15 protein-coding genes and 1 tRNA gene are annotated in these 13,895 nt (G+C 40.9%); 12 read left to right on the forward strand and 4 right to left on the reverse strand.

Annotated elements, in window-relative coordinates; translation table 11 throughout:
- Positions 1-99: 99 nt before the first annotated feature.
- The 5 genes from CLV32_RS10570 to CLV32_RS23330 all read left to right on the forward strand — a co-directional run bounded on the left by CLV32_RS10570 (position 100) and on the right by CLV32_RS23330 (position 2,790).
- Positions 100-1,041 carry a D-2-hydroxyacid dehydrogenase family protein gene (locus tag CLV32_RS10570; protein WP_133555182.1) on the forward strand — a complete coding sequence of 314 codons (942 nt, stop codon included), beginning with the start codon at positions 100-102 and terminating at the stop codon, positions 1,039-1,041.
- A gap of 109 nt (positions 1,042-1,150) precedes the next feature.
- Positions 1,151-1,642: a hypothetical protein gene (locus CLV32_RS10575; protein WP_133555184.1), complete on the forward strand. Its 492-nt coding sequence runs from the start codon at positions 1,151-1,153 to the stop codon at positions 1,640-1,642.
- 163 nt (positions 1,643-1,805) lie between these two features.
- Positions 1,806-2,051 carry an FUSC family protein gene (locus CLV32_RS10580; RefSeq protein ID WP_133555187.1) on the forward strand — a complete coding sequence of 82 codons (246 nt, stop codon included), beginning with the start codon at positions 1,806-1,808 and terminating at the stop codon, positions 2,049-2,051.
- 294 nt (positions 2,052-2,345) lie between these two features.
- Positions 2,346-2,558, forward strand: a complete 213-nt coding sequence (locus CLV32_RS23325; RefSeq protein ID WP_243732282.1) for an ORF6N domain-containing protein — start codon at positions 2,346-2,348, stop codon at positions 2,556-2,558.
- 58 nt (positions 2,559-2,616) lie between these two features.
- Entirely contained in the window at positions 2,617-2,790 is a 174-nt protein-coding gene (locus tag CLV32_RS23330) for a hypothetical protein (RefSeq protein ID WP_243732283.1), read from the forward strand.
- Between the two features lie 139 nt (positions 2,791-2,929).
- On the opposite strand, the gene CLV32_RS10590 is transcribed toward CLV32_RS23330, so the two are convergent.
- The 3 genes from CLV32_RS10590 to CLV32_RS10600 form a co-directional block, all read right to left on the reverse strand.
- A tRNA-Arg gene (locus tag CLV32_RS10590) sits at positions 2,930-3,003 on the reverse strand.
- Between the two features lie 98 nt (positions 3,004-3,101).
- Positions 3,102-3,566, reverse strand: a complete 465-nt coding sequence (locus CLV32_RS10595; RefSeq protein ID WP_133555189.1) for a redoxin domain-containing protein — start codon at positions 3,564-3,566, stop codon at positions 3,102-3,104.
- A gap of 41 nt (positions 3,567-3,607) precedes the next feature.
- Positions 3,608-4,513 (reverse strand): SDR family oxidoreductase, encoded by a 906-nt coding sequence (locus CLV32_RS10600; RefSeq protein ID WP_133555191.1) that lies wholly within the window; start codon positions 4,511-4,513, stop codon positions 3,608-3,610.
- A 238-nt stretch (positions 4,514-4,751) separates the two neighbouring features.
- Here CLV32_RS10600 and atpD point away from each other — a divergent pair, with 238 nt between their 5' ends.
- Both atpD and atpC read left to right on the forward strand, forming a co-directional pair.
- Positions 4,752-6,257 (forward strand): F0F1 ATP synthase subunit beta, encoded by a 1,506-nt coding sequence (atpD, locus tag CLV32_RS10605; protein ID WP_133555193.1) that lies wholly within the window; start codon positions 4,752-4,754, stop codon positions 6,255-6,257.
- Positions 6,258-6,259: 2 nt separating this feature from the next.
- Complete coding sequence (gene atpC / locus CLV32_RS10610) at positions 6,260-6,502, forward strand: ATP synthase F1 subunit epsilon (RefSeq protein ID WP_133555195.1); 243 nt, start codon at positions 6,260-6,262, stop codon at positions 6,500-6,502.
- 71 nt (positions 6,503-6,573) lie between these two features.
- On the opposite strand, the gene CLV32_RS10615 is transcribed toward atpC, so the two are convergent.
- Positions 6,574-7,158 (reverse strand): hypothetical protein, encoded by a 585-nt coding sequence (locus CLV32_RS10615; RefSeq protein WP_133555197.1) that lies wholly within the window; start codon positions 7,156-7,158, stop codon positions 6,574-6,576.
- Between the two features lie 618 nt (positions 7,159-7,776).
- On the opposite strand from CLV32_RS10615, the gene CLV32_RS10620 reads away from it, so the two are divergent.
- The 5 genes from CLV32_RS10620 (at position 7,777) to ilvC (ending at position 13,895) form a co-directional block, all read left to right on the forward strand.
- A complete protein-coding gene (locus CLV32_RS10620) occupies positions 7,777-8,667 on the forward strand; it encodes a branched-chain amino acid transaminase (protein ID WP_133555199.1) in 891 nt (296 codons plus the stop codon).
- A 3-nt stretch (positions 8,668-8,670) separates the two neighbouring features.
- Positions 8,671-10,368 (forward strand): dihydroxy-acid dehydratase, encoded by a 1,698-nt coding sequence (gene ilvD, locus CLV32_RS10625; RefSeq protein WP_133555201.1) that lies wholly within the window; start codon positions 8,671-8,673, stop codon positions 10,366-10,368.
- Between the two features lie 33 nt (positions 10,369-10,401).
- Entirely contained in the window at positions 10,402-12,141 is a 1,740-nt protein-coding gene (ilvB, locus tag CLV32_RS10630; protein ID WP_133555203.1) for a biosynthetic-type acetolactate synthase large subunit, read from the forward strand.
- 7 nt (positions 12,142-12,148) lie between these two features.
- On the forward strand, positions 12,149-12,763 hold the full coding sequence (gene ilvN / locus CLV32_RS10635; protein WP_133555205.1) for an acetolactate synthase small subunit: 615 nt from the start codon (positions 12,149-12,151) through the stop codon (positions 12,761-12,763).
- Between the two features lie 61 nt (positions 12,764-12,824).
- On the forward strand, positions 12,825-13,895 hold the full coding sequence (gene ilvC, locus CLV32_RS10640) for a ketol-acid reductoisomerase (protein WP_133555207.1): 1,071 nt from the start codon (positions 12,825-12,827) through the stop codon (positions 13,893-13,895).

Consider the following 13,895-nt stretch of genomic DNA (forward strand, 5'->3'; position numbering starts at 1 on the left):
TGTTAGCCAACTATCTCCTAAAATTCGGTGTTCTTTGTATTATAGCACGTTTAACAGGAGCGTAAGCAATAGTTTGACAGCTAAATCTAAACGCAGAAAATGGACTCTAAACTTAAAATAGCCATCTTAGATGATTACCAAAATATAGCCCTCGCTATGGCTGATTGGTCGGCAATCACACAAAACGCAGACATTACAGTCTTCAACGATCATATTAGTGATCAGGAAGATTTGATTGAAAGGCTCTGGCCGTTTGACATCATCTCTGTCATGCGGGAAAGAACTCCCCTTACAAAAAGCATTTTTCAAAGATTGCCAAATCTCAAACTGGTAATTTCTACAGGAATCCGGAATGCATCTATCGACTTAGAAGCCGCCAAAGAAGCTGGAGTAGAGATACGGAATACTGGCTATCACTGGACAGGTGCCCCAGAAGTTACCTGGGCATTACTGATGGCGATTGCCAGAAAAATCCCTCAGGAAAATCAGAGTCTCCGTAGCGGTAATTGGCAACAAACAGTAGGCACAGATCTTTTTGGAAAGACGATAGGCATCGTTGGTCTTGGAAATATTGGGATCAAGATCGCCAACTACGCCAACGCCTTTGGTATGCATGTCCTAGCCTGGAGTCCCAATCTAACTGAAGAAAAAGCGGCTGAAGCAGGTGCAAAACTAGCTACTAAAGAAGTATTATTCAACGAATCAGATTTTATAACGCTACATGTTGTCCTTAGCCCGCGGTCTAAAGACATGGTTACAAGTACCGATATTAACATGATGAAACCCTCAGCATACCTCATCAATACGTCACGGGGACCGCTGATTAACGAAGGTGACCTGATCAAAGCACTGCAAACAGAAAGAATTGCCGGTGCGGCATTAGATGTTTACGATACGGAACCCCTGCTTGCTGATCATCCTTTCAGAACATTAAACAACGTACTAGCTACCCCGCATATAGGTTATGGAACAGAAGACACCTACAGGATTTTTTTCACAGATACAGTAGCTGAAATCCTCGACTGGATTGACCAGCATTAATTTTAACAGCTCCCCGGCCGTCAAAACAAATTGCCGGGGAGTTTTGAGATAAGTAATAAAATTCAATTTAGAATTTTGAATTCACCTCATTAACTATTAATTTAGTTTTATGAAGTCAAGTGTTATTCTGTGTTTCTTATTGTTGTGTCTTTCGGCTGCATCGGCACAAAAACGACCTTTAGCCATTACCTTTCAAAAAGCCGAAAAGCAAGGTTTAACGATTGGAAAATTGGACAGTATTTATAAAAGTGCCGTGGATACGAATCCTGAAAAAGCTGTATTTGTAAGTCCGGAGGAGCAGAAAAAACTGATATCGGCATATACCACATTGCTTCAGGACCTGGGAAAATACCTTCATGAAAATAATTTTAAATGGGAGCATCCAACAAAATGCTTTAATAGGATTTACTTTCAGCCCAATGGTAAAATTGATTATTTCCTTTATAATTTCATCCAGAAACCTGGGGATTTACATCCGATTTCGGATGAAAAAAGAGCTGCGTTTGATGAGTTACTAAATGCTTTCGTAAAGAATTATCAGTTTAAACTCAATGCTCCGGTAAAGTTTGCGCAGTGTAGCCCGGTAACCTATGCTGATTAATTTCCCGAAACAACAGTTCTAATTCAGACAAAAACTCACAGTCGCATTCTTGCATCATTTCATTTTGATCTCTATTACTGAGATTAGATAATTTGTACATTTGAGTTGAGCTTTATACAAGACTCGCTAATATTTTATATACTACAACAACTGATCACAGACAATGCAAAAAAAACTATCAGAATTTACAGATCAAGAACTGTTAGACGAAGCGAAGAAGATGAAATCAAACTCCATAATCAATGCTGTGCTGATTGGATTTATGATTGGGATTGTCGTTTATAGTATCGTGAAACACAGCTTAAGCTTTTTAACGTTGATCCCTTTGTTTTTGGCGTATAAATTTTTCAACAGTTCCAAGAAAAATGAAGAACTGGAAGCATTGCTGAAAGAACGGAATTTAAAATAATCCCGTCATATCAAATATGTCACAAAGAAAATATTCCCTGACATGCTGAGATCAGAACCCGAAAGTGTTATATGAAAAAACTGGTTATCAAGAGCAAACACCGCAATATTTAGAAATAAGTTACCACTTGTATAACAATTCGTTATAGCTTTATAAAGAACGGGTATGTGACAAGTAGTATAACAATATATGAGTACATCAATTCATAAAATTTTAGTGTCTGATCAGGTTGTATTAGAAAAAATCTACCTTATCAGAGCGCAAAAAATAATGTTAGATATAGATCTAGCTATAATGTACCAAGTTGAAACGAGAGCATTGAAGCAGGCGGTGAAACGGAATCAGTTGAGATTTCCAGACGATTTTATGTTCCAACTAACGAAACAGGAATGGAAAGAGGTTATCACAAATTGTGATAACCTTACGGAAACGGCCAAATATAGTCCAGCAACACCCTTCGCATTCACAGAGCAGGGAGTTGCCATGCTAATCAAGTATATTAAATAGCGAACGCGCAATTCTTGTTAATATTCAAATCATACGCATCTTCTCCAAATTGAGACTGATGCTCGCTGACAATACGGAGATTCGTTTAGAAATTGAAAAGATCAAGAACAAGCTTGACAATCAAGATAAGAATATGGAGATTGTTTTCCGATATCTCGATGAGTTACTAGATAAACATCAAAAGCCCGCTCCGCCACAGACAAGGATAGGATTTAAGCTGAATGATTTTTGAATCACTCTGAAAACTAGTTAACGCAACATTTTTCGTATCCCTAACCACGCTTGAATTGAACCCGGTTACGTTAGACCCCCTCGAGACAAAAAACACAATAAAAAAAGCCTCAGATTTCTCTAAGGCTTTTATTTTGTTGTGCACTCGAAGGGAGTCGAACCCCTAACCTCCTGATCCGTAGTCAGGTGCTCTATCCAATTAAGCTACGAATGCATTTCCGTATTGTTATCGGACTGCAAAAGTAAGATTTGAAATTGAATTTCCCAATTTTTATTGAAAAAAATTATCAATTTTTAATCCTTGTTAATGGCTTATCCTTCTATCAATTGCTTAATAGCATCAAAATCAGGAAGTTTACCTGCATCTTCCAATACCTCAGCATAAATTACAATTCCGGCTTCATCGATCACAAAAGCAGCCCTTTTAGAGACACCTTTCAAATCGAAAGCGAATTGTTCGTATAAGGCCCCATATGATGTAGATACCTCTTTATTAAAATCCGAAAGCAACGGGAACTGATAAAACTGCTCTTCTTTAAACTTTGCTAGTGTAAAAGGCGAATCTACAGAGATACCCACCACGGCAGCATTCATACCTTCATAATAACCAAAGCTATCGCGCATAGTGCAGAGTTGCGTAGTACACACGCCAGTAAACGCCATTGGGAAAAATTGAATGATCAGCTTCTTACCCTGATAATCACTTAAACTAACTTCTTTGAGTTCTGAACTGTATAATTTAAAATCGGGGGCTTTGTCGCCAGCTTTTAATGCCATAATGTGATGTTTTAGTTTTCGGTAAATATAGATCTGTCTGTTTAGGATTTTGTCATTTGCTGGTCTAATATCGCCAGACCTTCTTCAAAACTATGTGGTTGATAACCGAGGTCGTTAATGGTCTTGTCAAGAATAAATCCTGTACGTGCAGGTCGTTGGGCAGATTGATTCAGCGTTGCGCCACTCACTTCGTTAATCAGGCTTTTATCCAGGCCCCAAAAATCAGCAACACGACCCACGAGTTCAGCAATGCTCATCATATCTTTACCCGAAGCGTTGTAAACGCCGTAAGCATCTTTCTCTACAGCCAACAAACAACAATCTGCAAGATCCTCGGCTAAAGTTGGCATACGCCATTGATCGTTTACCACATTGATTGGATCTCCTTTTTCGAGTGCCCCCTTAGCCCAGAGCACAATGTTACTCCTGCTCATATCATTCACGATGCCGTATACGATAATCGTACGCAAGATAGCCCAGCGGCATTGCGAATTCTTGATAACTTCTTCTGCCTCGAGTTTAGTTTTACCATAATAACTTAAAGGATTTGGCGCAGCCATTTCATCATAAGGGCCTTCCGCCCCATCAAAAATAAAGTCGGTCGACAAATGCACCAGCTGGATATTGTGCGCTAAACAAACATCGACCAACGTTTTCACAGCTGCTACATTCAAAGCATAAGCCAGTTCCTGCTGTACTTCGGCAGTATCTACATTAGTCATCGCCGCAGTATGTATAATCGCATCGGGCTGATGGAGTTCCACTACCCGTATTACATTTTCAGGATTTAAGATATCCATTTCTGCATAGGTGTATCCTTCAGTTACAGGATAACGATTGGGTCCAACTGAAGTCGCAATCAGATCAAACTGTCCTTCGGCTATAATCTTCTCCGTAATTTTTTGTCCCAGCAACCCGTTACTCCCGGTAACCAATATTCTTTTCATACAACGCAACTTTGTTTTTTTTAACAATTGAAAAGCGATCAAAACATAGTAAATGCCCTTTTTAAGCCCCTATAAGCCTTGCTTTACGCTAGCTAAAATATGGATTAAAAAACTGTGGAAAAACTTTTTATTTATATATACAATTTGACCGGAAATCTCTTAACTTTGCAGACCAAATTGCAGGGCCTTTAAAGGGTCTTTAACAAATTGATATTTATAATTTTACCCAAAACAATATATGCCTAACATTGGAAAGATAGCGCAGATTATAGGACCGGTAGTTGACGTGAGTTTTGCTGACGATGCTCATTTACCTCAGATTTTCTCTGCATTAGAGATTGAAAAAGAAAACGGACAGAAAGTCGTTTTAGAAGTTCAACAACACCTTGGTGAAGACCGCGTGCGTGCAATTGCAATGGATTCTACCGACGGATTAGTTCGTGGAATGAAAGCATTGGACACAGGTGCTCCTATCAAAATGCCTGTTGGTGATCAAATTAAAGGCCGTCTGTTTAATGTGGTTGGAGATGCGATCGATGGAATCAACGCCGTTGATAAAACAGGTAGCAGACCAATTCACAATGCACCTCCGCGTTTCGACGAATTGTCTACTGAATCTGAAGTGCTGTATACTGGTATTAAAGTAATCGATTTGTTAGAGCCTTATGTTAAAGGTGGTAAAATTGGTTTGTTCGGTGGTGCCGGAGTAGGTAAAACAGTATTGATTATGGAGCTGGTGAATAACATTGCCAAAGCTTACGCTGGTCTTTCTGTATTTGCTGGTGTTGGTGAGCGTACTCGTGAAGGTAATGACCTTTTACGTGAGTTCATCGAGTCAGGCGTAATCAACTATGGCGACGACTTCCTTCATTCTATGGAAAAAGGTGGTTGGGACTTAAGTAAAGTTGACACTGAAAAATTAAAAGAATCTAAAGCAACATTGGTATTCGGACAGATGAATGAGCCCCCAGGTGCACGTGCACGTGTGGCTTTATCAGGACTGACCGTTGCTGAATATTTCCGTGATGGTGATGGTGAAGGCGCTGGAAAAGATATCCTTTTCTTCGTTGACAACATCTTCCGTTTCACTCAGGCTGGTTCTGAGGTATCTGCACTTCTAGGTCGTATGCCTTCAGCAGTAGGTTACCAACCAACATTGGCTACTGAGATGGGTCTGATGCAAGAGCGTATTACTTCAACTAAACGTGGATCTATTACTTCCGTTCAGGCGGTATATGTACCTGCGGATGATTTAACTGACCCTGCACCGGCAACAACATTTGCCCACTTAGATGCTACTACTGTACTTTCACGTAAAATCTCTGAGCTTGGTATCTATCCTGCTGTGGATCCTCTGGATTCTACATCAAGAATCCTTTCTCCAGCAATCTTAGGTGATGAGCACTACAATACTGCACAACGTGTGAAAGAAATTTTACAACGTTATAAAGAACTTCAGGATATCATCGCCATCCTTGGTATGGATGAGTTATCTGAAGAAGATAAAATTACCGTTCACCGCGCACGTCGTGTTCAACGTTTCTTATCTCAGCCTTTCCACGTAGCTGAACAGTTTACGGGATTAAAAGGAGTTCTTGTAGATATTAAAGATACCATCAAAGCTTTCAACATGATCATGGACGGAGAAGTTGATGAGTATCCTGAAGCAGCATTTAACCTTGTAGGTAGCATCGAAGAAGCTGTTGAAAAAGGTAAAAAATTATTAGCTGAAGCTAACGCATAGTTATGAATTTAGAAATATTAACACCAGATAAAAAGGTTTACGAAGGCGAAGTAACAGCTGTTACTGTTCCCGGAACAATGGGTTCTTTTCAAATCCTGAAAGACCATGCTCCGATTATTTCCACCCTGGAAGACGGACCTGTAGTGATTAAAAGCAAAACTGAAGAACAAACCTTTATTATTAAAGGTGGCGTTGTAGAAGTGTTGAAAAACAAAATCGTTGTTTTAGCCGAAGGTGTAGCCTAATATTCCAAATCATTAAGCATAAAAAAAGAGCCTGCAAAGTTTTGCAGGCTCTTTTTTTATGCTTAATGATTTTACTTTGCAACTGCCGGTTTGCTGTGCTGGGCATAAATATATTTCAGCTGATAGGTTTTCAACTGTGCATCATAGTTAGCCAACTGTGCATCTGTTTTGAAGTAATCCATCAATGCATAGCGGAAATTTGTCTCTTCCTGGTATTCTTTGTTTAAATTTCCAATGGTAAGCTTCAATAATGGACTTGTGGCCGACTTACTAAAATAATATACAGTTTGTGGCACCTGCCCTTTCCGACCAGCAGTAAACTCATTCCGCTTATATAAGTAGAATCCTGCAGTATCCGCGATCTGGTATTCTCCATTTTTGTAAAATCTGTAGTCTTTTCCGTTTTGGCGGTAGCCGAACAAATCATCTTTCGCCAGTGTATTGCGCTGTCCATCACGAACTACTTTAACCTGTGACCCACCAAAAAATCTATTGGTTTGCAGCTTATCGCCACTTCCTAATTCCTCGGCCACTTTTTGATTTTTAAAATCATCAGCGTTATGGTATATCCCATCTGCCGACTTGTTGTTTTGTGCATGCGCTGCCACTGATCCAATCAGCAACGCTGCTAAAATATTTAAACGGTAACCTTTCATATACTTGATTCTTTTGTGTGATTAATCAATACCCAAATTTAAAAGATTTTTAGAACTAGCCGAAGAATGGATTGAATCATGTAATTCTTATGACCTTAACATTTACCGCTACCCATGTTATTCTGAAATAGCATGTTTCATCAAGATATATAGCCTCCAAAAAACTGTTATTTTAAAGCAGTTTTTTAGACCAAACTTGAATTTTAGGCAGAATTGTTCACTATTTGCAATGCTAGCATAATATATGAACCGAATACCAATATCATATTTGGTATACAGCAGACCTTTTAATGTACCAAATACCAGCATCAAACAATACATAAAACTGCTTTACCTCAATAACTCAAAATAATATTCTTATTTCAATTATTTTCATTCTGCTATTGACAGTATGTGAACCAAAAACTAAATTGGTTTTATAAACAAGACAAAGAAAATAAAGCATATGTATACTTCAATTACAAGCTCAGTTAATGTCATTATTAACTTCATTCTTCTCCTGATTCTTCAGGAGAACAAGGCGCTGTAAATGAGTATTTAACAAATAAGATATCCAGAGCGCCTCCAACCAGAGGCGCTTTTTTAATGAAACATCAAAACTAACCATAACCAAACCAGATGCAATACTATAATTCAAACACTGTACTTTACCTGAACGGAGATTTCGTGAAGTCGGAAACCGCCCAGATCGATTTGTACGGGCAATCCCTGCACTACGGGTTTGCCGCATTCGAAGGCATAAGGGCCTACAACACCCACAATGGCACCCGCATTTTTAAGGCAAAGAAACACTATAACAGATTGAAACAGTCTTGCGATCTGGTAAGCATTCCGTTTCCATGGGATATTGATGACCTGATTAAACAAACCTATAAGCTTCTGGAAATGAATAACATGAAAGACGCTTATATCCGCCCCTTAGTATATTCCGATTCAAACATGTCGTTGATCGCCCCTGAAAAGGCAAACATCATGATCTGTGCCTGGGATTGGGCAGCTTACTTTGGCGATAAACAGTTAAAATGTTGCATCTCAAGTTACCAACGTCCAAATCCAAAATCCACACATATGGAAGCTAAGATCAGCGGCCACTATGTAAACTCTATCTTGGCAACTACTGAAGCCAAGAAGCGTGGTTTTGATGAAGCTATCCTGTTGGATATGAATGAAAATATCGCAGAAGCCCCTGGAGCAAACATCTTCGTTGAAAAAGGCGGAAAACTATTTACACCTCCCCTCGGCCATATCCTTCCGGGTATCACCCGTGCAACAGTAATCCAGCTTTGTAAGAAATTGGACCTTGAATGTGTAGAGAAAGAATTAACAGTCGCAGATCTGAAAGCTGCAGATAGCGCTTTCTTCTGTGGAACAGCGGCAGAAATTGTCGGACTAAAATCTGTAGATGATACCGTATTCCCATTAAAATGGACGGAAAGCATCGGCGCTACAATCCAGCGCACCTATAAATGTCTAGTGTTAGAAAAACAAAACTACGAAGTAATTATATAAGCCATGTCAGAAACTCCTGAAATGAACCGCTACAGTAAAACCTTTACCCAAGATCCTACACAGCCTGGCGCACAAGCTATGTTGTACGGAATTGGCTTGACAAAAGCTGATATGAGTAAGGCACAAGTGGGAATCGCCAGCATGGGCTACGATGGTAACACCTGTAATATGCACCTGAACGATCTTGCCAAAGTTGTTAAAGAAGGTGTTTGGCAAAATGATATGGTAGGCCTTACGTTCGGAACTATCGGTGTAAGTGATGGTATGTCTAACGGGACAGACGGCATGCGCTACTCGCTGGTTTCCAGAGATGTTATTGCTGATTCCATTGAGACTATTTGTGGCGGTCAATATTATGATGGTTTAATCACGATCCCTGGATGTGATAAAAATATGCCTGGTTCCATCATGGCTATGGGCAGATTAAATCGTCCTGCCATCATGGTTTATGGCGGAAGTATCCATTCCGGCAAATACAAAGGCAGATCCCTGAATATGGTTTCTGCATTCGAAGCCCTGGGTGAGAAATTGGCCGGTAACTTATCGGAAGAAGACTATCAGGGAATTATTGAACACACTTGTCCTGGTGCCGGTGCCTGCGGAGGAATGTATACTGCAAATACCATGGCTTCGGCCATTGAAGCGCTGGGCATGAGTTTACCTTACAGCTCTTCACACCCTGCAACAAGTGCGGAGAAACAGGCTGAATGTTTGGAAGCAGGTAAAGCAATCCGTCTATTGCTCGAAAAAAATATTCTTCCTTCTGATATCATGACAGAAAAGGCCTTCCACAATGCCATCGTTACTGTAATGGTATTGGGTGGGTCAACAAATGCTGTATTGCATTTAATTGCAATGGCTAAATCTGTTGGACTGTCATTAACTCTTGCCGACTTCCAGCGTATCAGCGACACCACTCCTGTACTGGCAGATTTAAAACCAAGCGGTACTTACCTAATGGAAGATCTGCACAACATCGGCGGTGTGCCAGCGGTGCTGAAATATTTATTGAAGGTAGGCTTGATTCATGGAGACTGCTTAACCGTAACAGGTAAAACACTTGCAGAAAATATTGCAGACGCTATAGATCTGGATTTTGACGATCAAAAAATAATCTTCCCTGTTGAAGCTGCGCTAAAAACTACAGGCCACTTACAGATGCTGTATGGCAATCTAGCCGAAAGAGGTGCTGTAGCAAAAATCTCGGGAAAAGAAGGAGAAAAATTTGAAGGCCCTGCCCGGGTATTTCAGGGCGAGCGATCACTGATTGCCGGAATCCAAAGTGGCAAAGTAAAACGTGGCGATGTTGTTGTAATTACCCATGTTGGTCCTAAGGGTGCCCCAGGCATGCCTGAAATGTTGAAACCTACATCTGCGATTATTGGTGCGGGATTAGGAAAATCTGTTGCCCTGATTACAGATGGCCGCTTTTCTGGTGGAACACACGGGTTTGTTGTGGGACACATCACGCCTGAAGCATGGAGCGGCGGCAACATTGGTTTGGTGCACGACAATGATATCATTACCATTGATGCAGTAAATAACACCATCCACCTCAATATTACCGACGAAGAACTTGCACAGCGCCGTGCGGTATGGAAACAACTTCCTCCACCCGTCAAAAGCGGGGTGCTTTACAAATACCTGAAACAGGTAAGCGATGCCAGTGAAGGCTGTATCACAGATGCCTACACAGATTAAACAAGAATCTTAACTCTTATACGAACTAAGAAAATGGAATTAGCACAAGCAGAAGCAAAACCGGAAACAGCCACCAAAACCACAACGAGGGTTACAGGCTCTGTTGCTTTACTGGAAGGATTAATAGCAGAAGGTACCGAAGTTGTTTTCGGTTACCCGGGCGGAGCGATCATGCCCATCTATGATGCCCTGTATGACTACAAAGAAAGATTACAACATATTTTAGTACGCCATGAGCAAGGTGGCACACATGCCGGGCAAGGCTATGCCCGCAGCTCTGGTAAAGTAGGCGTAGTATTCGCCACAAGCGGTCCGGGTGCTACAAACCTTGTTACAGGATTGGCAGATGCTCAGATAGACAGTACACCTTTAGTGTGCATCACCGGACAAGTATTTGCGCATCTATTAGGAACTGATGCTTTCCAAGAAACTGATGTAATTAATATTACAACTCCAGTTACCAAATGGAATTATCAGGTAACTGATGCGACGGAGATCCCTGCTGTTCTTGCCAAAGCTTTTTATATTGCCAGAAGTGGAAGACCAGGGCCAGTGTTGATAGACATCACTAAGAACGCACAAATGCAATTATTCGATTATGAGGGTTACACACCTTGTAATCACATCAGAAGTTACCGCCCGAAACCAAATATCCGTAAAGAATATATTGAACAGGCCGCAGCAGTCATTAACGCAGCAAAAAAACCTTTTATCCTTTTTGGCCAGGGTGTATTGCTTGGTAGTGCTGAGGCTGAATTTAAAGCTTTTGTAGAAAAAAGCGGTATTCCTGCTGCCTGGACAATCTTAGGTGCTGGCGCCATCCCTACAGATCATCCTTTGAACGTGGGTATGCTGGGCATGCACGGAAACTATGGCCCTAATGTGCAGACCAACTCCTGCGATGTGTTGATCGCAATCGGAATGCGGTTTGACGACCGTGTAACCGGCCGCTTAGATAAATATGCGAAACAGGCTAAAATTATCCACCTGGATATTGATCCTGCTGAAATTGATAAAAATGTGAAAGCAGATGTTCCTGTTTGGGGCGACTGCAAGGAAACATTGCCTTTGCTTACTGCACTTGTTGAGAAAAAAGAACACCCGGAATGGTTGGCAGAATTCAGAGCCTTTGATAAAATCGAACGTGAAGAATTGATCAATAAAGAGCTTTTCCCGGAAACTGGTGAACTGACCATGGGTGAAGTTGTGCAACAACTTAATGAACTGACTAAAGGGGAAGCTATTATTGTTTCTGACGTTGGTCAACATCAGATGGTTGCTTGTCGCTATGCTAAATTTAACAATACCCGCAGTAACGTAACAAGTGGTGGATTAGGAACAATGGGCTTTGGCCTGCCAGCGGCGATAGGTGCCAAATTTGGTGCTCCCGATAAAACGGTAGTGGCCATCATCGGCGACGGTGGCTTCCAGATGACCTTGCAAGAACTCGGTACCATTATGCAAAGTGGTGTTGACGTAAAGATCTTGATCCTGAACAACAGGTTTTTAGGAATGGTTCGTCAATGGCAGCAATTGTTCAACGATAAACGCTACTCCTTTGTCGACATTCAAAGTCCCGATTTTGTGAAACTTGCTGAATCATATTATATCAAAGCGAAGAAAGTAACAGAACGTGAAGAACTCGTGGATTCTTTAAAAGAAATGCTGGACCATAAAGGCTCTTACCTGATGGAAATTATGGTAACAAAAGAACATAATGTCTTCCCGATGGTACCCCAGGGATCTAGTGTTAGTGAAATCAGACTTAAATAAACAGCAAATGAGCAATTCGAATATAGAACCAAACGGCAAACAGGAATTTACCATTACTGTATATACAGAGAATCAGATCGGTCTATTAAACCGTATCGCGATTATCTTTTCAAGAAGGAAGATCAATATAGAAAGTTTAAATACTTCCCCTTCTGAGATCGAACATATCCACCGCTTCAATATTGTAATTCAGGAAACTGAAGACGTGGTAAGGAAACTTGCCCGCCAGATCGAGAAACAGGTGGAAGTACTTAAAGTATATTTCAACACAAACGAAGACATCATCTGGCAGGAAATGGCTTTATACAAAGTCCCTACCGATACTATCGCTGAAAAAGTACTTGTAGAGCGCCTGTTAAGAGAAAACGGCGCAAGAGTAGTAGTGATCCGTAAAGATTACACCGTATTTGAAACTACGGGGCACCGCGAGGAAACAGATAAATTGATCGAAGTATTGCAGCCTTACGGGCTGATTGAATTTGTGCGCAGTGCACGGGTAGCAATCATCAAGGACAGCGAAGGCTTTAATGCGAAGCTAAGAGAATTTGAGCGCATTGAACCCGGACAGGAAGTGATAGAAAACGAATTCCTCGACAAACCAAAAGACATTTTCACCATGTAAATAGCAGGAATTTCTGCAACCTTAACAAATAAAGAACCTAAAATAAAAACCAATACAAATTATGGCACAATTAAATTTCGGCGGATCAGTAGAAAACGTAGTAACACGTGATGAATTTCCGTTATCAAAAGCACAGGAAGTTCTAAAAAATGAAACCGTAGCGATCATCGGATATGGTGTTCAGGGACCTGGTCAGGCGTTGAATCAAAAAGACAATGGGATTAACGTGATCGTTGGTCAACGTAAATCATCTAAAACCTGGGATAAAGCTGTTGCTGACGGATTTGTTCCCGGAGAAACCTTATTTGAAATTGAAGAAGCATTAGAGCGTGGAACAATTATCTGCTATCTATTGAGCGATGCTGCACAGATTGAATTGTGGCCAACTGTAAAAAAACACCTTACTCCAGGTAAAGCATTATACTTCTCTCATGGATTTGGTATCACGTTCAACGAGCAAACGGGTATCGTTCCTCCTGCTGATGTAGATGTGTTTTTAGTTGCACCAAAAGGATCTGGTACTTCGTTACGTCGTATGTTCCTGCAAGGTCGTGGATTAAACTCTAGCTACGCTATTTTCCAGGATGCTACAGGAAAAGCATACGACAGAGTTGTAGCCCTTGGTATTGCTGTTGGTAGTGGTTACCTGTTCGAAACAGACTTCAAGAAAGAAGTATATAGTGATTTAACCGGCGAGCGTGGAACTTTGATGGGCTGTATTCAGGGTATCTTCGCTGCACAATATGATGTGTTGCGTACTAATGGACACTCCCCTTCTGAAGCATTCAACGAGACTGTTGAAGAGCTTACACAAAGTTTAATGCCACTTGTTGCTGAAAACGGTATGGACTGGATGTATGCAAACTGTTCTACGACGGCACAACGCGGTGCGTTAGACTGGTGGAAAAAATTCCGTGATGCTACTAAACCTGTTTTCGAAGAATTGTACAACAGTGTTGCTACAGGTAAAGAATCTCAACGCTCTATCGACTCGAATAGTCAGCCTGACTACCGCGAGAAACTAGATGCAGAACTAGCTGAACTGAGAGAAAGTGAATTGTGGCGTGCAGGTAAAACAGTACGTAGCCTGCGTCCTGAAAATCAGCCTGCAGAAAAAGAAATTGAAGCTTAA

This window comes from Pedobacter duraquae (assembly GCF_004362245.1).
Taxonomy (GTDB): Bacteria; Bacteroidota; Bacteroidia; order Sphingobacteriales; family Sphingobacteriaceae; genus Pedobacter; species Pedobacter duraquae.